Source organism: Patulibacter defluvii, assembly GCF_034096925.1.
GTDB lineage: Bacteria > Actinomycetota > Thermoleophilia > Solirubrobacterales > Solirubrobacteraceae > Patulibacter > Patulibacter defluvii.
Genome location: NZ_JAWZSQ010000003.1, coordinates 315,251 through 333,358, shown reverse-complemented (window position 1 = coordinate 333,358; position 18,108 = coordinate 315,251). Strand labels below are relative to the sequence as shown.

The window sequence follows — 18,108 nt, the reverse complement described above, 5'->3', positions numbered from 1 at the left end:
GGCGGTGCAGCCGGCGGAGCCGCCGGCGGCGCGGCGGGCGGCGGGGGCGGCGGCGCCTGGGCGGCCGGCGGGGCCGGCGGCGCGGGCGGACGCTGCCCGGTCACGGGCTCGTCCAGCTCGCCGGTGAACTCGAACTCCTCGTCCAGCTCGTCCTCGTCCCGGAAGCGGGCCGCGGAGGTGCGGACCTCGGCCGGCGGCGGAGGCGGCGGGACCGTCGCGTCGTAGGCCGGAGCGGCCGGCGGAGCGGCCGCCGGCGGCGCCGCGGCGGGCGGCGGGGGCGGCGGCGCCTGGGCGGCCGGCGGGTGGAAGACCGGGGGCGCCGGAGCGGGCGCCGCGGGCGCGGGCGGCGGAGCGGCCGCCTCCGGCGGGGCCTGGTAGGCCTCGGTCGGGGGCTGCTCCATCAACGCCGTCGCGTGGGGATCGGCGTCGTCGTACGGCGCCGATCCGAGACCCGGCTCGTCCGCCCATTGCTCGTCGTCGTCTGCGATCTCGAGCTCGGCCGCGGTGACCGGGCCGAGGGCCTCACGCTCGAGCCGTGCGACCACCACCGGGTCGGCCCCGTGGCGGCGCTTCAGCTCCAGGTGCTCGCGGATCGCGTCGTCCAGCACGCCCATCGCTCTAACCCTACCCCTGCTCGCGGCTGGCGTCAGCCGTGATCGTACGATTGCGTCCCTCGCGCTTGGCCCGGTAGAGCGCGCCGTCGGCCAGCGCGACCAGTTCGCCGCTCTCCGCGGCGGCTCCCGGGACCGTCCCGATCCCGACCGAGGTGGTCACCCGCAGCTCGCGTCCGGCAGCGGTCGTGATCCGGATCTGCTCGACCCCGATCCGCAGCCGCTCGGCGAGCGTGATCGCCCCGGCGGCGTCGGTCGCGGGCAGGATCACGCCGAACTCCTCGCCGCCGAGCCGGGCCGGGGCGTCGATCCCGCGGACCCCGGAGCGCAGCGTCCAGGCGACCTCGCGCAGGACCTGGTCGCCGGTCTGGTGGCCGTGCTGGTCGTTGATCTCCTTGAAGCGGTCGAGGTCGAGCACCAGCAGCGAGACCGGCCGGCCGTCGCGGTGCGCGCGATCGACCGCGGCCGCCAGCAGCTCGTCGAAGCGGCGGCGGTTGGCCAGCCCGGTGAGGGCGTCGGTGTGGGCCTCGCGCTCGGCCTCCTCGTGGCGGCCGACGTTCTCCAGCGAGACGGCGGCCTGGCCCGAGAGGTAGGCGACCATCTCGGCGTCGGCGGCGGTGAAGGGCACCTCGCGGCGGGCGACCGCGACCACGCCGTGGAGCCCGCCCTCGGTCCCCATCACGACCGCCAGCGCGTGCAGGTCGCCGTCCGAGACGAGCCCGTCGTTGCCGCCCAGGACCCGCGCCTCGGCCGCGTCGAGGACCGTCTCCAGGCCGTCCAGCTCGCCGGTCAGGGCGACCTCGTCGCGCCCCTCGACGGTCAGCCGCGCCCGGCCGACCTCGGCCCGTACGCCGTCGGCGGCGGCCTGGGCGACGATCTCCAGCAGCCCCTCGCGGTCGAGGTTGGCGGCGAACGTCTCGCCGATCCGGCGGATCGCCGCCCGCAGCCGGCCGCGCTCGGCGTGCAGCTCGTCGAGCCGCCGCCGCAGCTGGCGGCTCATCGCGTTGAAGGCCTCGGCCAGCTGCGCCAGCTCGTCGTCGCCGGTGGCGGCGATCTCCTGGTCGAACTCGCCGCGGCCGAGCCGCTGGGCGCCGGCCAGCAGCTCGCCGACCTGGCGCTGGAGCGAACGGGAGACGGCCAGCGCGCCGGCCGCGGCCAGCGTCAGGAAGAGGATCAGCGTGCCGACCAGCGCCAGCCGGTCCGCGCGCGAGGCCTTCGCCTGGGCCCCCGAGGCGAGCAGCACGACGTCCTGGGCCTGGCCGCCGAAGCCGCGCTGGCGGATGGTGACGGCGGTGAAGCCGCCCTCGCCGGTCGCGCCGACCTCGCCCGGGCCGGGGATCACCCCGGTCGCGACGGTGGCGCCGGCCACGACCCGGCCGTCGCGGGCCTCGCGCAGCTGGACCTGGCGGCCGGTCAGCCGGGTCAGCCGCCGCACGAACGCCTTCGGCCCGGCGACCGAGGTCTCCAGGTCGGCCAGCGGCTGGCGGTCGTCGGGGCTGATCAGCGTGTGCTGGGCGGGCAGGATCGCGGTCCGGCTGCCGACGTCGACCACGCCCTCGCCGCGCCGCAGCGTCAGCCGGATCCGGCGCGCGTCGGTGGTCGGCGAGAGCAGCTTCGCCGCCCGCGCGCGGACCGCCGCGACGTCGCCCTTCTCCAGCGCCGCCGCCAGCTCGCGGTCGCGGGCCAGCTGGGCCGAGACGCCGTCGGCCTGCTCCTGCTCCTCGCGCGCCAGGCTCGAGACCGCGCGGGCCTCGGAGGCCAGCGCCGACTCGACCTTGCCGCGGGCGGCGCCGTCGATCGTGCGCAGCAGCACGACGCCGACCGCGATCAGCGGCACGACGACGAGCAGCAGGAAGAAGAGGTTGAGCCGGGCCCGGAAGCTCACAAAGGCCGGAGCCTAGCCGTGCGGTCGTACGTCACGGTCCGGACGTGGCCGGATCGACGGTCACGCGGCCGGCGGCAGACCCTGGAGGAAGGGGACCAGGGCGGCGAGGAAGCGCTCCTCGCCCTCGCGGTGGGGCCAGTGGCCGGCGCCCGGGACGACCAGCGCCGACGAGCCCTCCCCCAGCCGCTCGGCGGTCTGGTCGAAGGTCCCCTCCAGCACGTGCTCGCCGCCGCCGCCGACCACCAGGCCCGGCACGGCGGGCGGGGTCGCCAGCCGCGGCTCGACCTTGGTCGAGAGCGCCCGGTAGTAGTTCAGCGCCTCGTGCAGCGAGCGCGGGTCGGCGAAGCAGGCGCGGACCCGGTCGACGCAGGCCTCGCGCGCGCGACCGCTCCAGCTCGGCGACCAGCGGCGGTAGAGCCGGTCGATGTAGGCGAAGTCGTTGCGGCGGGCCAGGGCCTCGGCGAACGGCAGCTTGTGGACCATGAAGTGGCGGGCCGCCCAGAGCGTCGCCAGGTTCTGCGGCAGCAGCGTCGGGTGTGGCAGGCCGACCGGCACGATCGCCCGGATCCGCTCGGGCGCCAGCGTCGCGACGCCGTAGGCGATCACCGAGCCCCAGTCGTGGCCGACGACGATCGCCTGCCGCTCGCCGAGCGCGTCGAGCAGCGAGAGCGGGTCCTCGGCGATCGTCAGCGCGTCGTAGGGGCGGCCGGGGACGGTGGTCGCCGGGTGGTACCCGCGCAGCCACGGGCGGACGGCCCGGAAGCCGGCGGCGACCAGCGCACGGGCGGTCGGGTCCCAGCCGTGCGGGGTGTCGGGGAAGCCGTGCAGCAGGACGACGAGCGGGCCCTCGCCGTCGTCCGCGACCACGTGGGTGCGCCCGTCGGGACCGGTGATCGGGGTGAAGCCGTCGTCCATGGCCGGGCGAGCGTACCGGCCGCGACCGCCCCCGGCCGGGGCCGTGTCGTGGCACAGGGGTGGAACCGATCCGGCACCCTCGCGGCACTGGTCGCTGGCGACCAGCTTCGACACGGTGGTGCGCGCCTACCAGTCCCGAGGGAGGACCCGATGACGACCACCCGTCCCGCACCAGCCGCCACGATCGAGGAAGAGCCCGCCGACAGCCCCATCGCCGTCCCCGAGATCGAGCGTCCCGAAGCACCCGTCGCAACCGTCGGCGACGCCGTCGCCAAGCTCCTCCACCAGCTCGGCGTACGGGCCGCGTTCGGCGTCTCCGGGGGCGGGATCGGCCCCCAGTGGGCGGCGCTCGAACGGAGCCCGATCGACGTCCTGCACGTCCGCCACGAGGCCGGCGGCGCGTTCGCGGCGCTCGAGCGGTCGCTGACCGACGGCGCCCCGGCGGTCGTCTTCACCACCACCGGGCCGGGTCTGACGAACGCGATCACCGGCCTGGTCGCCGCCCGCTGGGAGGGCGCGCGGGTGATCCTGCTGTCGGCCGCGACGGCGTCGCCCCAGCGCGGCCGCGGCGCGCTCCAGGAGACGAGCAGCCAGCGGCTGGGGGCGACCGGGCTGCTGGAGGCCGGCGCGATCTTCGACTACGTGGCGGTGGTCGAGGACGAGGACGAGCTGCCGCTGGTCGCCCGCCGCCTGGCCCACGGACTGGCGCGGCCGCAGGGCTTCGTGGCCCACGTCTGCCTGGCCACCGCGCTCCAGGCCGCGCCGGTCGCCGAGGGGGCGACGTGGCCTTCGGCGACCGTCCCGGAGCGCGCGGCGCCCGGTCCCGACCCGATGGCGATCGCCTCGCTGGCGGCGCGGATCCGGCGCGAGCCGTTCGTGGTCTGGGCCGGTTTCGGCGCCCGCGGCGCGGCGGCCGAGGTCCGGCGGCTGCTCGACGCGACGGGGGCGCTGGCGATCACCACCCCGCGCGGGAAGGGGATCGTCGACGAGCGCGACCCGCGCTGCGCGGGCGTGACCGGCCTCGGCGGCCATCCGCAGGTGCGGGAGACGCTGGCGCGGACGGCACCGGCATTCGCGCTGGTGCTGGGGACGCGGCTGAGCGAGGGCTCGTCCGGCTGGGATCCGGGGCTGGTGCCGGCGGGCGGGTTCGTGCAGGTCGACCTCGACCCGGACGCGATCGGGATCGCCTATCCGGACGCGCCGACGACCCCGGTGGTCGGCGACGTGCGGCTGGTGCTGCGGGCGCTGCTCGACGAGCTGGAGCGCGAGCCGCCGCCGCCCCGCCCGCGCCCGCTGCCGGTCGACCCGTGGCCGGCTCCTGTGCCGGCGCGGCGGGGGGCCGGGGCGGTACGGCCGCCGGTGCTGCTGACGGCGGTCCAGCGGCGGCTGGTCGACCGCGGGGTGCCGCTGCTGACCGACGGCGGCAGCGCGCTGCCGTGGGGGATCCACCACCTGCGGGCGGCGGCGCCGGGGCGGCTGCGGCCGAGCACGGCGTGGGCGTCGATGGGTCACGGGACGACCGGGGTGCTGGGCGTCGCGCACGCCCGCGGCGGGCCGGCGGCGGCGCTGGTCGGCGACGGCGCGATGCAGATGCTCAACGAGCTGAACACCGCCGCCCAGCACGACCTGGCGGCGATCTGGGTGGTGCTCAACGACGCCCGCTACGGGATGGTCGAGCAGGGGATGCGCGGCCAGGGCCTGGCGCGCGACTTCGACGGCTCGGAGACGTCGTTCCCGCGGGTCGACGTGGCGGGGATGGCCCAGGCGCTCGGCGTGCGCGGGATCCGGGTCACGCGCGAGGACCAGCTCGACGACGCGCTGACGCGGGCGCTCGGCGAGGGCGGGCCGGTGGTGGTCGACGTCCGGATCGACCCGCGGGTGACGGTGCCGATGGGCAGCCGGATCGTGACCCTGCGGCTGCAGGGGGCCGAGGCGTAGGACCAGCCGTCGGCCGGGTCAGACCACGACCCGGCCGACGGGGGTGGTCCCCCACTCGAGCTGGATCGCCGCCACCCCGGAGGCCGGCCCGAGGGCGTAGGCCAGGACCGCGTCGCCGGGGGTCAGGCGGCCGGCGGTGGCGGCGGCGTGGAGCCCGGCGAGCGGCAGCACCGGGCCGACGTTGGCGTACTCGGGGTGGACGTCGATCACGCGCTCGGCCGGCCAGCCGTAGATCCGCGCCGCGGCGGCGGCCAGCCAGGCGGTCGGGGCGTAGGCGACGACCAGGTCGGGGTCGGCGGTCAGGCCGGAGAGGGCGGCGCGGAGGCTGGCGAAGTTCGAGCCGACCAGCTCGGCCCCGGTCTCGGGCCGGGCGCGGACGCGGATCCCGGGCGGATCGACGCTGAGGGCGACGGCGAAGGCGTCGCGGGCGACGTGGTTGGCCCGCATCGCGCCGGCGGTCAGGGTGGCGCCCTCGTCGGCGTCGGCGTCGAGCAGCAGCGCGGCGCCGGCGTCGCCGAGGAAGCGCCCGAAGCTGTCGCCGGGCTCGGCGATCCGGGTGTTGGCGCAGCTGATCGCGATCAGGGCCCGGCGGACGCGGCCGGCGGCGATCAGCGCGTCGGCGGTCATCCAGGCGCTGAGCGCGCCGGCGTTCCAGGCCTCGACGGTCCAGGCGGCGCCGTCGATCCCGAGCGCGTGCGAGAGCGCGGCGGCGTCGCCGGGGAAGACCCGGTCGGCGGGGACGGCGACGGTCAGCAGCAGGTCGACCTCGGCGGCGTCGCGGCCGGCGAGGGCCAGGGCCTCGCGGGCGGCGGCGAGGGCGAGGGCCGAGGCGGGCTGGTCGTCGGCCAGCCGGTGGCGGCGGACGGTGCCGGCGAAGGGGTCGTCGCCGTAGCGGGCGCGCTCTTCCTGGAAGATCCGCTCGTCGTCGGAGCGGGCGCCGTCGGCCGAGGCGAAGGCGGTCTCCAGGCCGCGCGCGACGACCGGCTCGACGGCCAGCTGGTCGTTGCCGAGGACGGTCCGCGGGACGGCGACGGCGAGGGCGGCCAGGCGGGCGCGGGCCTCAGCGGACATCGCCCTGGAGTCCCTGCTCGACGTGGGCGGCGAGGCGGGCGGTGGCCTGCCGCAGGCAGCGGAAGTAGCTGGTGCGACTCATGTGGAGCTCCAGGGCGACGCGTTCGTGGTTGCCGGTCGGGTCGAGGTAGGAGCGGCGCAGGACCTGCTCCAGGCGCTGCTCGGCGGGGGCGTCGCCGAAGGCGCTGGCGAGGCCGTCCTCGAGCAGCACGCGGACCGAGGCGACGCGGTCCTCGACGGTGCTGCCGACGGCGAGCGGGTTGTCGGCCAGCCGGTCGGGACGGTGGAAGGTGCGGAGGGCGGCGCGGACGTGCTCCTCGACCCCGTCGGGCTCGGCGGCGGGACGGCCGCGGCCGGCGCGGACGCCGAACGGCGGCGGGGCGGCGCCGAGCTCGTAGAGGATCACGTCGCGCTGGGCGCCGAGCAGGCCGCGGGGGCCGAAGTCGACCAGGTGGCATTCGAGCTGCTCGCCGGCGTGGCTGACGTCGAGCTCGGCCAGGTGCTCGGCGGCGGTGGCGGCGAGGAAGGCGGCCCAGCGGTGGCTGCCGGCGCGGACGGAGAGGTAGGCGAAGCGCGGGTTGGGCAGGCCGCAGCGGAGCACGCTGGCGACGTGGAGGGCGCTGGAGAGGAAGGGCAGCGGGTGGCCGGTGACGCGGCTGGAGTCGGCGGCCTCGCGCCAGACGACGGCGTTGCGGGTGCCGAGGACGCGGCGGGCGTGGTCGATCCGGGGGCCGAGGACGGGGTCGTCGAGGGCGAGGGTGGGGGCGTTCTCGGGCGTGACGGCGATGCAGTAGCCGAAGGGCCCGTGCTCGGCGTCGGAGACCACGGTGACGCGCTCCGGAGCCTCGAGCACGAAGCGGCGGGCCTGGTCCCACCAGCGGCCGCGACCGGCGGTGGCCATGGCGGCGCCGAGGATCTCGGCGTCGGCGGCGCGGGCGGGACGGAAGCGGTAGCGGGGGTCGTCGAGCCACTCGAAGCCGACGCGCAGGGCCTCGTTGCGGCTGAGCCGGCCGAGCTCGACGCAGAGCGAGGTGCGGCCGTCGCGGGCCTGCTCGTAGAGGTGCTCGACGATAGCGCGGCGCAGGCGCAGCTCGGTGGCGGGCTCGCTGCGAGCGAGCTCGAAGGCGAGGGCGCGGCGCGGGAGGGCGTAGAGGCGCAGGCCGCCGCGGGTGGCGCGGGCGAGGCCCGATTCGGCGAGCCAGCCGAAGCCGGCGTGACCGTCGATGCCGAGGACGGCGCCGAGCAGGGCGGGGTCGACGGTGCGGGCGATCGCGGCCACGTGCAGGGCTTCGTGGTGGGTGAGGGGCAGCGCGGCGGGGACGAGCCGGCGGAGCAGGCGGCGGTTGCGGCGCTCCTCGGCGGCGGGAGCGAGCCAGCTGGTGTCGGTGGTGGCGGCGGGGGCGTCCTCGGCGCCGAGGACGAGGGCGAGCGGCCAGCCGCCGGCCCAGGAGGAGATGCGGGTGCGGGCGCCGGCGTCCTCGACCCCGAGGGCGGTGAGCAGACGGTCGGCCTCGTCGGGAGGCAGCTCGTCGAGCTCGTGCTCGGTGATGGCGTGGGACCAGTCGTCGGGCAGCCAGCCGGTCTCGGGAGCCCAGCGGCTGAGCAGCAGGATGGTGGTGTCGGGCGCGGGTGCCGGTGCCGTCGTCGCCCGCCGCAGCCGCGCGGCGGCCTCGGCGAGGGTGCGCAGCCCGTCGATCACGACCAGCGGCCGGTCGGCCGCGGCGGCGACCCGTCGAGCGTGACGGCCGAAGACGGTCTTCCCACTGCCCGGCGGGCCGTGGAGGATGCCGACCCTGTGCGGGCCAGCGGGATCGAGGAGGCGACGGAGCCACCCCTCCGCCGCCGCCCGACCAACGAACGGTTCCCGGTCCACCCCGAGCGATGTCATCCGGCCCCCTCGAACCTGCCCTGCCCGCGAGGCCGACCCCAGCCCCGAGGGGCCACCCCGACCCCCACGTGCAGTATCCGCCCCGAGCCTCCGGGACCAGCCCCTAACTTTGCCCCCAACGCCCCGCCGCCCCCGATCGCACGACACCGCGGCGACCGAGCCAGCTATCCTTCTGAGTCCCTTCGGGGCTATAGCTCAGCTGGGAGAGCGCCTGGATCGCACCCAGGAGGTCGCCGGTTCGAGCCCGGCTAGCTCCATAGGACACGGAACCCCTGCGAGAGCGGGGGTTCCGTCGTTCTGGGGGCGGATCTCGGGTGCTGGTGCCGGTGGACGTTCTCAGGCCCGGGGCAGCGGGTCTCAGCGCACGCGATCCGCCTCGCCCGGCGGGAGATCCGAGTCTTCGTGACGGGGTTCGGCCGAGACGCCGCGCGGTCGCAGCGCGAGGGGAAGAGCCCGCGCACGTCGCGCGATGCGCCTCGCCCATCCCATGGCGGTTTGTCCGTAGCGGTCGATCTCTTCGTACAAAGACTGATTGTCCTTGGCAAACTGCAGCACGAGCGGATCGAGTCCCCACTTCGGACTCATCCCATATGGCCCGACCGGCAGGATCTGACTGTTTGCGTATGGCAGCTCCCCTGCGTCGAGCACGTCATCGAGCACCTCGGCTTGTGACGCCCTCAGCCGGCTCGTGTCATTCATGGAGACTCGCCGCAGCTCAGCACTCAACTCGCGTCCTCGTTCACGTACCACGCCACATGTCTGATTGACATCCGAGCACAGCGAATAGCAGTCCATCGCGTCGTCGCCGAGCTGCTTGAGATCCGGGTGCTCTTTCGAGTCTGCGGACAACGCTACGTCCAGCAGGCCGCGTTCGATCTTGTCGAGCAAGACCGGGTAGACCCTCGGCACGCGAGGTCGACCGCCCCCGCTACCGGGGTAATAGCCGTCGAGGATCAAGCGCACGGCTGGGTGGTCGCGATCACAGAAGGGCTGCTCAGCGCGCCTTTTTTGCCGTTCGATCTCGGGGTACAGCTCCCGGATGCGATCGCGCGCGATCGGGACGAGTCGACCGTCCGCGGCGTCGGGCAACTCCAAGACACGCTGACGCGCCTTGGGGGATAGAAGAAGCGGGTGATCTGACATTGCGTGGCGGATGGCAGCGGCCACCCCAGCACGGTCGAGCTTCGCGATCGCGCGCCTGGCTTCTCGGGGATCATCAGGGTCATAGACCCATCGAGCTACTGCTCGAGCGGCGGAGGTGAGGTCTGGCGCAACTTCCGCCCGGGCCCTTGGGCCACTATTGCTCTCGTACCAAATCAGTCCTGTCATGTGGCTCCCTGATCAAGCGTCTGCGTGCATCGCACATCCGTGGCGGGCCAGCGTACACACAATCCGATCGGACAAGAGACGGAAGTGACTCCGTCGACCATCGCCGAAGCGACGCCAGCCAGCGCGGCGCACGCACCGATCCCCCCAGGAGCGCAGGCACCAAATGTACAAATTGACACGCACTCGTCGTCCATTTGTACATTTGGCTCGTGCGCCCTTCGCTCGATGATCTTCTTGCGGTGCTCCGCGCCGACGGCGACGACTCAGCCGCAATCGAGGCGAAGCGTGCTTCCGGAGGATGGCCTGACGACATCGCGCGGACGCTCTCGGCCTTCGCCAACACGCCCGGCGGCGGAACAGTCGTCTTCGGGATCGACGAAGCCTCGGGTTTCGCACCGGTCGGCGTCTGGGACGCGAAGGGCTGCCGAAAGGCCCTCGCCACCACGTGCCGCGACGCGCTGGACCCGCCGGTCACGGCCACGTCACAGATCGAGACCGTCGATGGACACGATGTCGTGGTCGCCGAGATCCAGGAAGCGCACGCGACCGCCAAGCCCATTCGCGTGAAGGCAGAAGGCAAGGCGTATCTCCGCCAGCACGATGGCGATTTCGCCCTGTCGGAGAACGAGGAGCAGGCGTTCCTCGTGTCGCGCACCGTCCCACGCTTCGATGCCGCCGTCGTCCCGGAAGCGACAATCGACGACCTCGATCCGGAACTCGTCGACGCCTACGTCGCCGCCTGCCATGAGTCCTCGACCGCGCTGCGGAGGTTCGACCGGGAGGAAACGCTCTTCCGCACCGGCGTGCTGGCCGGCGACCCTCACCGTCCTTCGGTCGCGGGGCTCCTTGCCCTTGGCCTCTATCCCCAGCAGTTCTTCCCGAACCTCGTCATCCAGGCTCACGTTCGGCCGGGCCCCGAGGATCCGCCGGGCACCCGAGCCACGGACGCTCGCCGCTTCGACGGCCCGATCCCGACCATGCTCAGCGACGCGATGGCGTGGGTTCGTCGCAACACCCGGTCCCGGGTCGTCTTCGGCGACGATGGCCACGGCCGCGACGCGCCCGAGTACCCCGCCGAGGCGATTCGCGAGTTGCTCTCCAACGCACTCGTCCACCGCGACCTGGGCGAGCACGCACTCGGGCTACCGATCAGCCTCCACCTGGAGACGACGAAACTCGTCCTGACGAACCCCGGTGGACTGTTCGGCATCACCGTCGACCGACTCGGGCTCGACGGCACCACCAGCGCCCGGAACGGCACGCTGATCCGGATCTGCCAGAACGTCCGCTTCGACGGCGGACGACGCGTCTCCGAGGCCCTCGCCTCCGGCATCCCCACCGTATTGCGCGCCCTGAAGCACGCGAACATGACCCCTCCGGTCTTCCAAGACCAGGGAATCCGCTTCACCGTTCTCGTCCCCAACCACGCGCTGCTCAGCGCCGCGGACCTCGAATGGCTCCGGTCGCTGGGATCCAGCATCGACGGCCTCAGCGACGCACAACGGCACGCGCTCGTTGCCCTCCGCGGCGGCACCGCGCTCACGAACCGCAGCTTCCGGAAGTTGTTCCCGATGGATTCCCGGCGCGCGCATGCCGCTCTCAGCGAACTCGTCGCCAGGGGCTTCGCCGTCGGAGACGGTGAACGCGGCTCGCGCACCTACCGGTTCGCCGGGACCGAGGCCAAGGTCGTGGTCCCCCAGCCGACCCTCTGGATCGATGACGAAACAGTGGCCGTCCCCCCACCCCCCGGCTCTTCGAACGAAGCCCGGATTCGCGCAGTGCTCGAGGAGGGAGCTACTGACGTGAACGGGCTCGTGGCCGCTACGGGGTTGACCGCCCGTCAGGTGCGTTACGCGCTCGGCAAGCTCCGTAACCGGGACGAGGTGCAGATCCAGGCAGGTGGGCGTGGCCTCCGCACGACCTACGAACTTCGCGGGCGGTAGGCCCTGGCGTCGCGCCAGGCACTCGCGGCCGCGAGTGCCTGAATCATCTGAACCCGCTGGCTATCCGCGCGCATCTCCGGCCTTCGTACCTCGCGTTCGCGCAGAGAAATCCCTGCAAACCGCCGCTGCCTCCCTAGCCGACATCCCGCATCGCACCCAGGAGGTCGCCGGTTCGAGCCCGGCTAGCTCCATAAGGACGAAAGGCCCGCGAAAGCGGGCCTTTCTGTGTTCTGAGGGGGCGCCGCGTGGGGGCCACTCTGGGGCCGGGGCGAGCCACTAGTGCCGTTATCGGGGCGGAGTGGCCCGGATTGGTCGGGATGGGTCCGGATTCCCGCCAGCACTCTTGAGGCCCGTGTTCCTCACTAAGCGCGCCCGATAGCCGGCCCTTCCGGAACGAACGCAATTCGCGACCTTCGGCACGGATTCACGCCACGGCCAAAGAAGCCAAGACCCGGGCGCCTAGTAGCCAGCCGCACTACGTGCCGAGCAGTTTCCCAGACGAGCAGGCGGTCGCGCTCCAGCAGGCCCATGGCGTGCCAGGCCCAGAACGCCTACGAGTTGACGCGCCGCCGAAGTCGGCGGATAGTCGGCTTCGGGGCCGGCGGGCACCTCATTAGGACGAAGGTTGCGAAGGGCGAGTTCTTGCCTTCGAGTTCGATCGTTATGCGTCGCCCGTCTGCATCTTCGGCCTCGAGTGCCTCGAGTTCGACACCAAGCGCCGCGGACCTCAATCGCTCTTCAATCGCGGCCTGAGGTCTACCAAGCGCGTTCCATCGCAGCCGCTCCTCGAAAGCCTTCGAAGACCAGATCTTGTGCCGGTCCACCAAGAGCGATCCGGCCCCCTCTTGGCCTCGGTACGCCACTGCCATCGCGCATGGATGGCGACTCTCTTCCGCCAGCCTGCGTGCGGCTGCTTGGAGAGAGATCCCGTATCGGTCGGCTAGCTCCTCGAAGCGCTTGACCGAGGGGCTTGAACTATCGAAATCATCTCTGAGCAGATCGCCCTTCGCAAGAAGCTCTATCGAGAACTGGTTGGCTTGGCGCTCTAGGCGGTCGTGGAAATCAGGGGCCAAGCGAGTCAAGTCATCCAAGTGAGCAAACGTAATGCGGTGATCCTCGAGCACCGCATGCCCGATCTCGTGACCGAGCACGAATCTACGACGGGAGGCGTGCAAAGTCGGGTTGAGGAAGACTTCGTTGCGGTCCAGATGCACCACGCCCTGAAGCGCCGACAGCGCGCGATCGGCAAGATCGCCGAACCGCTCACGAAGCTTGCGCTTGTCGTGCGTGTCCAACTCGATGGCGCCAACCGACACGAGCTTCGCCACAAGCGTTGCGGCGTCGAGATCGACGGCTACAGGGGTATCTAGAGCGTCAAGCTCCCGCAGGACTCCTAGGGCGGCCCCTCGTACCGTGCGGTGATCGTCCATGTCGAGCACGAGATCTGTTCGGTGCTGGAGGGGACTAAACGAGGCGGAGCCCTTGCTTCTAAGGACGTCGAGCACAGCCTTGAGCGCCTGGACCTCGTCGCTGCTGAGATCGTCCCCAAGCACGCTCAGAGCTCGCTGGGCATTCGGCGACAACCCGTCCTCGACGTAGCCCGCCCATCTCATGAGCAAGCCCATGGGCTGGTCGTACGCCTTCGCGACCTTCTGCAAGACGGACGGTGTCGGATTCGCGATCTCGCCGCGCTCCAACTGCGACAGATAGCCGCTGTTGATCCCGGAGGCACGTTCCATGGCCCGAAGGCTGACGCCCTTCGTCTCCCGGATCGACCGCAGTTCTGCGCCGAGCGTGGCTTGCGGCTGCTCTTTCTCGCTCACCCGACCAGTCTGCCAGGCGCGACGATAAAGATCAATCAGATGATGATGCTTCACGAGCGTCATCGACTGCTTGACATCTGGCGCGGACAGCGCTTAGCTTCCGGTGGAAGGCCCCGCCGGGGCCCGGAACCATGAAGGAGGCCCGCATGGCGGGCTCGCGAAAGACCTCCCCCAAGGCAGCCAAGGCCGCGAGCAAGGTGCTCCGGGACGGCCGCACCAGCAAGGCGTCGAAGACCGCCGCGGCCAGCGCGCTGTCTCAGCGCGCCCCGAAGGGCGGGAAGAAGCGCTAGCTAGGGAGTGGCCGGCTGCCGCGCCAACGGCAGCCGGCCACCAGTTCAGGCAGTTCCTCGTTCAGAACACCCAAGTCGCCGGGGTGCATCCCGGCAGGAAGAAGTTTCGCATGACCACCATCTCCGGCAAGCCGCCGAAGCTCCTAACGATCCACCTCGACCGCAAGCCCTACTCGATCGACCACCACTCGCTCAGCGGTGCCGAGCTGCGCCGACTGCCGAAGCCGCCCCTCGGCCCGGAGCCCGACCTCTTCCTCGAAGAGCACGGCGACACCGAGGACAGCCTCGTCGCCGACGACGCCCAGATCCGGCTCAAGGACGGGATGCACTTCTACTCGAAGCCCCGGACGGGACCGTGGATGATTCGCATCGACCGCAAGCGCTACGACCTCGAGCGCTCCCCTTTGACGGGGGCCGAGATCCGACAACTCCCCCAGCCTCCGCTTGGGCCCGACGTCGATCTCTACTTGGAGGAGGACCGGGACGTCGACGACCGCCTGATCGCCGACACCGACCAGATCCGGATCGAGGACGGGCTGGACTTCTACTCGACCCCGGCGACGATCACCCCCGGGCATGTCTGATCTCCTGCCCGACAGCGAGGTCGCGTTCCTCCGGGAGAGCAGCCTCGCCTACGAGACGCACCTCGAGAACCAGATGATCGTCCTGGTCATCAAGGACTATCCCCTGCCCCAGGGGTACGCGCCGGCGACGACCGACCTCCTGCTGCGCCTGCATCCGCAGTTCCCCGAGATCGGCCCCGACATGTTCTGGATGCTGCCGTTCGTCAGCTACGCCGACGGCGGCCAGCCCCCAGCAACCGAGCAGCGAGAGCCCATCGTGCAGCGCGACTGGCAGCGTTGGTCCCGGCACTTCACCACGTCGCCGTGGCGACCCGGCGTGGACAACCTGCGGTCGTTCCTGACCCTCATCCGTGCCGTCTTGACGCGGGAGGTCGCCGCTCGTGCCGCGTGACACGACGATCGCGTTCCCCGCCACGGTATGGGACGAGATCACGGACGCCCTCGATCGCGAGGTCGAGTCCGCCGGGATCCTCCTGGCCGGCGTCGCCGACACGGACAACCGGCTGACGTTCACCGTCAACCGCATCGAATGGGTCCCCGACGGCAGCTACCTGTCGCGGGAGGCCAAGCACCTCGAGATCGCGTCGTCGGGCTGGATGCCGGCGCTGAAGGCCGCCCTCAACGACGGCCTGCACCCGATCTTCTTCCACACCCACCCCGGAGGGGAACCGACGCCGTCGATCCACGACGACCGCGTCGATCAGGCCATCGCCGGCTCGTTCCGGTCCCGCGCGGCGGTGCCGCGATACGCCTCGTTCGTTCTCGGACGAGCCGCCGGACGGCCGGCGTTCACCGGCCACGTCCTCTCCGACGGCGCGGACCCCGTCCCGATCTCGCATGCGCGCATCGTGGGCGATCGAATCCAGATCCTGGCCGCGTTCGACAGCGCAAGCGCGGCGGCCCAGAGCGCGGTGCACGAGCGGCAGGTCCGAGCGTTCGGCAAGGACGGCCAGCGGATCCTTGCGGACCTCCGAGTCGGCGCCGTCGGCGCGGGCGGCACCGGATCATCAGTCGTCGAGCAGCTCGTCCGGATCGGCGTCGGCGACATCGTCGTGATCGACGACGACACCATCAGCCCGACGAACGTCAGCCGGGTCTACGGCTCCTCCCTCGCAGACGACGGGAAGCCCAAGGTCCAAGTCGCCGAAGCCAACGCGACTCGCATCGGCCTCGGAACCAAGGTGCGCGGCCACGAGGGCCGCATCGATCGCCGCGAGGCGCTCGAGCTGTTGCGCGACCGTGACATCGTCTTCGGCTGCACCGACGACCACACCGGTCGGCTCAACCTCTGCCGGCTCGCGATCCACTACCTCATCCCGGTCATCGACCTCGGCATCGCGATCGACGCGCCGTCCGGGCAGATCCGCAGCATCTCTGGCCGATTTACCTACGTTGCCCCTGGCGGGCCATGCCTGGTCTGCAGTCGCGACATCGACCTGGACCGGATCAGGGAAGAGAGCTACACCGATCGCGAACGCGAGCGCCTCGCGGGCGAGGGCTACGCCGTCGGGCTCGGCGAGCCCGATCCGTCCGTGATCGCCTACACGACGATGATCGCCGCCTGGGGTATCGCGGATCTCATCGAGCGCCTCTTCGGCTTCGGGGACGAGCGCCCGGCACCCGGGATGGTGGTCCGGGTCGCCGATCGCAAGATGGCCACCCGATCGCGGCCGATCGACTCGCAGCACTTCTGCGCCGACCGACGGCTTTGGGGACAAGGCGACCAGCCCGACTTCCTCGGCGTCCGGGCGTGGCCCGCGTGACGTCGCGGCTCATCGACTGGTGGCGCCGCCGCCGTTGGACGGCGCCGCGCTACGTCCAGGTCGCCTACTGCGACAGCCGCGCGGACCTGCCCACCGACCTCAAGCGGCGAACCATCGCCATCGTCGGAAGCCCCGACCGGCCAAAGTGGGCCATCTTCGCCTGCCCATGCGGCACAGGGCACGACATCGCGCTCAACCTCGCCCCAACCCGACGTCCCGCCTGGACCGTGAACGTCGGGCACGGTCGCGCAACGCTGCATCCATCGGTGGACTCCGTGACCGACGAGCGCCGATGCCACTTCTGGGTTCGGAACGGGCGGGTCAGCTGGGCCCGCGAGCGAGACCAAGATCGTCGCACCTGAGCTGACCTGTCCTTCTGGGGCGCTGTCTTCTCGCCTCAACGTCCTACGTTACGGAAGAACAAGGCGTCCATCCGTGACTCATGTCCCTCGACATCTGCGCTCACGAGCCTTCGGCCAGCTTTGGTGCCGAACGTACGGCGGTCGCGCGCCTGTCGCGGTTGCGGACCGCCGCGGTACCCACGTAGCAAGACACGCCCGGCAGGCGCAGGCCGCAAGGCAAGAAGTCACGCGTGACAGGGCGGCCTCGCCCGCACGATGCCTGAGGCCTTGGACGGGTGGCGGGAGAGCTAGGGCCGATAGTCGTCACGCCACGCGGCCGGGATCGCTCGCAACTGTTCGTCCAATCGCCAACCGACCGGCATCGCGTTCGGGTCGCTCCAGGCCCCACCCGCCGAAAGCCACGCTCGCCGCTGGCGAAGAACAGCCACCAACGTCGCGTCCTGGTAGTCGAATTCGGTGCCGCAACAGGGGCAGTACTCGTAGGTCGGAGTTCGCCCGCCCTCGCCCCAAGGAGGAGTTGACTGCGCCAGCCCGCAGACTCGGCATCGATCGACCACGTCACTGTGCATTGAAGTAGTCCAAGTTCGCCGAATAGCCATGGATCGCGGGATCTGGCTTGACCATCGTCCTGCCGGCCGCAACGCCCAGAACTGGGCTCGGTCGCGACAAGCTCCGACCATGTGGCCCATCTGCGGCTGCTGTCGCCAGCGCGCTCGTGACGAAGTATCGACGACCGAGCAGGGCCGAAGCGTCACGGACAGGCTCGCCAATGTCAGCCAGCCCGCTCCGATCGAGGTCCCGCGCCTGATCACGGTCAGTTGCTCGACATCGAAGACGAACAAGAGATCGTCCTGAGCATCCTCGACGAAGGTCTGCGCCTCCTCTCGGCACATGACCGGATCTGCGACGCCTGACAGATCGAGGATCCACTCTATCGCTAGCTGATACTTGTCGCCGGCCAGCACAGTGAAGCCTTCGACCGCGACGATCCGAGACTGAGGCCGCAGTGCACCGGCCTGGATGAAGGCGTCCGCGGATCGCGCGAAATCTCCTCGAGTTTCCGACAGACCGAATCGGCACCGATGCCGCTTCTGCGATCTCTCGAACTATGGATTGTTCCAGGGGGTCCCTCCAGTTCTGGTCAGTTCGATCGGAGATCTGAACAACGTCACCAGTTCGATCGTTACGTACAACGTCTCCGCCACGACGGCTGTAGTAGACCGTCGCCGGATCGTCCATCCGTCGCCCCCGCCACTAGGCACTGGATGGTGTCGAGGTCTGTTTAGGCGCCGCACGCGCACCACCGGCCGTCCGGAAGACCTCGACCGGGCGCCAGGAGCCTCGGGCCCAGATCGCCGAGCCGGCGGCGACCGTCGGACCCCTTCTCAAACACAACTCAAACGCTGCGCCGCCTGACAGCGACCCCAGCGCAGCGCGACCGATCAAGCACGTTTCGGCGTCAGCTCAGATCGAGCGAGCGGAGTTGTCCCTCGCCGTCGAACTGGATCGTCACGGTGCCGAACGGGCAATCGGCAGTCAGAACTCGGTCGACGAACTCGGGGTCAACAACGCCGATTGACACTCCGGGTCGATCGAAGCGAATCTCGAGAAAAAGCCCGCCGTCGCCATCGGGTACCGCGTCGGACTCGCCTCGCGCGGCCAAGAGCCGCTGAATCTCGGAGATGTGGATCGTCGCCATGTTCGGC

14 protein-coding genes, 1 tRNA gene and 2 pseudogenes are annotated in these 18,108 nt (G+C 71.6%); 7 read left to right on the top strand and 10 right to left on the bottom strand.

What is annotated here, in order from left to right; all coding sequences use genetic code 11:
• The 3 genes and pseudogenes from SH587_RS05435 to SH587_RS05425 all read right to left on the bottom strand — a co-directional run.
• Positions 1 to 614, bottom strand: a pseudogene (locus tag SH587_RS05435) (hypothetical protein); the annotation flags it as partial.
• Between the two features lie 10 nt (positions 615 to 624).
• Positions 625 to 2,496 (bottom strand): diguanylate cyclase, encoded by a 1,872-nt coding sequence (locus SH587_RS05430; protein WP_320669562.1) that lies wholly within the window; start codon positions 2,494 to 2,496, stop codon positions 625 to 627.
• Positions 2,497 to 2,556: 60 nt separating this feature from the next.
• The gene (locus SH587_RS05425) at positions 2,557 to 3,411 is read right to left on the bottom strand and encodes an alpha/beta fold hydrolase (protein WP_320669561.1); all 855 of its coding nucleotides are present in this window, start codon (positions 3,409 to 3,411) and stop codon (positions 2,557 to 2,559) included.
• Positions 3,412 to 3,561: 150 nt separating this feature from the next.
• On the opposite strand from SH587_RS05425, the gene SH587_RS05420 reads away from it, so the two are divergent.
• On the top strand, positions 3,562 to 5,349 hold the full coding sequence (locus SH587_RS05420) for a thiamine pyrophosphate-binding protein (RefSeq protein WP_320669560.1): 1,788 nt from the start codon (positions 3,562 to 3,564) through the stop codon (positions 5,347 to 5,349).
• A gap of 18 nt (positions 5,350 to 5,367) precedes the next feature.
• Here the strand turns inward: SH587_RS05420 and SH587_RS05415 are convergent, their stop codons facing one another.
• Positions 5,368 to 6,420 carry a hypothetical protein gene (locus SH587_RS05415; protein WP_320669559.1) on the bottom strand — a complete coding sequence of 351 codons (1,053 nt, stop codon included), beginning with the start codon at positions 6,418 to 6,420 and terminating at the stop codon, positions 5,368 to 5,370.
• Entirely contained in the window at positions 6,410 to 8,119 is a 1,710-nt protein-coding gene (locus SH587_RS05410; RefSeq protein ID WP_320669558.1) for a hypothetical protein, read from the bottom strand. The genes SH587_RS05415 and SH587_RS05410 overlap by 11 nt, the downstream gene beginning before the upstream one ends.
• 373 nt (positions 8,120 to 8,492) lie before the next feature.
• Here SH587_RS05410 and SH587_RS05405 point away from each other — a divergent pair.
• A tRNA-Ala gene (locus SH587_RS05405) sits at positions 8,493 to 8,565 on the top strand.
• A 100-nt stretch (positions 8,566 to 8,665) separates the two neighbouring features.
• Here SH587_RS05405 and SH587_RS05400 read toward each other — a convergent pair.
• The gene (locus tag SH587_RS05400; protein ID WP_320669557.1) at positions 8,666 to 9,475 is read right to left on the bottom strand and encodes a hypothetical protein; all 810 of its coding nucleotides are present in this window, start codon (positions 9,473 to 9,475) and stop codon (positions 8,666 to 8,668) included.
• A gap of 371 nt (positions 9,476 to 9,846) precedes the next feature.
• Between SH587_RS05400 and SH587_RS05395 the strand changes: the two genes are divergently transcribed.
• Positions 9,847 to 11,580, top strand: a complete 1,734-nt coding sequence (locus tag SH587_RS05395; protein WP_320669556.1) for an RNA/DNA-binding domain-containing protein — start codon at positions 9,847 to 9,849, stop codon at positions 11,578 to 11,580.
• A gap of 551 nt (positions 11,581 to 12,131) precedes the next feature.
• Here the strand turns inward: SH587_RS05395 and SH587_RS05390 are convergent.
• On the bottom strand, positions 12,132 to 13,466 hold the full coding sequence (locus SH587_RS05390; RefSeq protein ID WP_320669555.1) for a helix-turn-helix domain-containing protein: 1,335 nt from the start codon (positions 13,464 to 13,466) through the stop codon (positions 12,132 to 12,134).
• 337 nt (positions 13,467 to 13,803) lie between these two features.
• On the opposite strand from SH587_RS05390, the gene SH587_RS05385 reads away from it, so the two are divergent.
• From SH587_RS05385 to SH587_RS24610, 4 genes are read left to right on the top strand one after another with little or no spacing between them, the layout of a single operon-like run.
• A complete protein-coding gene (locus SH587_RS05385) occupies positions 13,804 to 14,277 on the top strand; it encodes a hypothetical protein (protein ID WP_320669554.1) in 474 nt (157 codons plus the stop codon).
• On the top strand, positions 14,270 to 14,668 hold the full coding sequence (locus tag SH587_RS05380; protein ID WP_320669553.1) for an E2/UBC family protein: 399 nt from the start codon (positions 14,270 to 14,272) through the stop codon (positions 14,666 to 14,668). The genes SH587_RS05385 and SH587_RS05380 overlap by 8 nt, the downstream gene beginning before the upstream one ends.
• Positions 14,658 to 16,040, top strand: coding sequence for a ThiF family adenylyltransferase (locus SH587_RS05375; protein ID WP_320669552.1), 1,383 nt, complete (start codon positions 14,658 to 14,660; stop codon positions 16,038 to 16,040). The genes SH587_RS05380 and SH587_RS05375 overlap by 11 nt, the downstream gene beginning before the upstream one ends.
• Positions 16,028 to 16,402 carry a ubiquitination-like system serine protease family protein gene (locus tag SH587_RS24610; protein WP_375341732.1) on the top strand — a complete coding sequence of 125 codons (375 nt, stop codon included), beginning with the start codon at positions 16,028 to 16,030 and terminating at the stop codon, positions 16,400 to 16,402. The genes SH587_RS05375 and SH587_RS24610 overlap by 13 nt, the downstream gene beginning before the upstream one ends.
• 287 nt (positions 16,403 to 16,689) lie before the next feature.
• Here SH587_RS24610 and SH587_RS05370 read toward each other — a convergent pair whose 3' ends face one another.
• The 3 genes and pseudogenes from SH587_RS05370 to SH587_RS05365 all read right to left on the bottom strand — a co-directional run bounded on the left by SH587_RS05370 (position 16,690) and on the right by SH587_RS05365 (position 18,101).
• Entirely contained in the window at positions 16,690 to 17,367 is a 678-nt protein-coding gene (locus SH587_RS05370; RefSeq protein WP_320669551.1) for a hypothetical protein, read from the bottom strand.
• A gap of 169 nt (positions 17,368 to 17,536) precedes the next feature.
• A pseudogene (locus SH587_RS24605) lies at positions 17,537 to 17,641 on the bottom strand (colicin E5-related ribonuclease); the annotation flags it as partial.
• A gap of 220 nt (positions 17,642 to 17,861) precedes the next feature.
• Positions 17,862 to 18,101 carry a hypothetical protein gene (locus SH587_RS05365; protein WP_320669550.1) on the bottom strand — a complete coding sequence of 80 codons (240 nt, stop codon included), beginning with the start codon at positions 18,099 to 18,101 and terminating at the stop codon, positions 17,862 to 17,864.
• Positions 18,102 to 18,108 lie beyond the last annotated feature (7 nt).

Excerpts from the sequence above, each read along its gene's own strand:
- SH587_RS05425 (WP_320669561.1), bottom strand. The coding sequence starts at position 3,411 with ATGGACGACGGCTTCACCCCGATCACCGGTCCCGACGGGCGCACCCAC.
- SH587_RS05420 (WP_320669560.1), top strand. The coding sequence starts at position 3,562 with ATGACGACCACCCGTCCCGCACCAGCCGCCACGATCGAGGAAGAGCCC.
- SH587_RS05415 (WP_320669559.1), bottom strand. The coding sequence starts at position 6,420 with ATGTCCGCTGAGGCCCGCGCCCGCCTGGCCGCCCTCGCCGTCGCCGTC.
- SH587_RS05390 (WP_320669555.1), bottom strand. The coding sequence starts at position 13,466 with ATGACGCTCGTGAAGCATCATCATCTGATTGATCTTTATCGTCGCGCC.
- SH587_RS05385 (WP_320669554.1), top strand. The coding sequence starts at position 13,804 with ATGACCACCATCTCCGGCAAGCCGCCGAAGCTCCTAACGATCCACCTC.
- SH587_RS05380 (WP_320669553.1), top strand. The coding sequence starts at position 14,270 with ATGTCTGATCTCCTGCCCGACAGCGAGGTCGCGTTCCTCCGGGAGAGC.
- SH587_RS05365 (WP_320669550.1), bottom strand. The coding sequence starts at position 18,101 with ATGGCGACGATCCACATCTCCGAGATTCAGCGGCTCTTGGCCGCGCGA.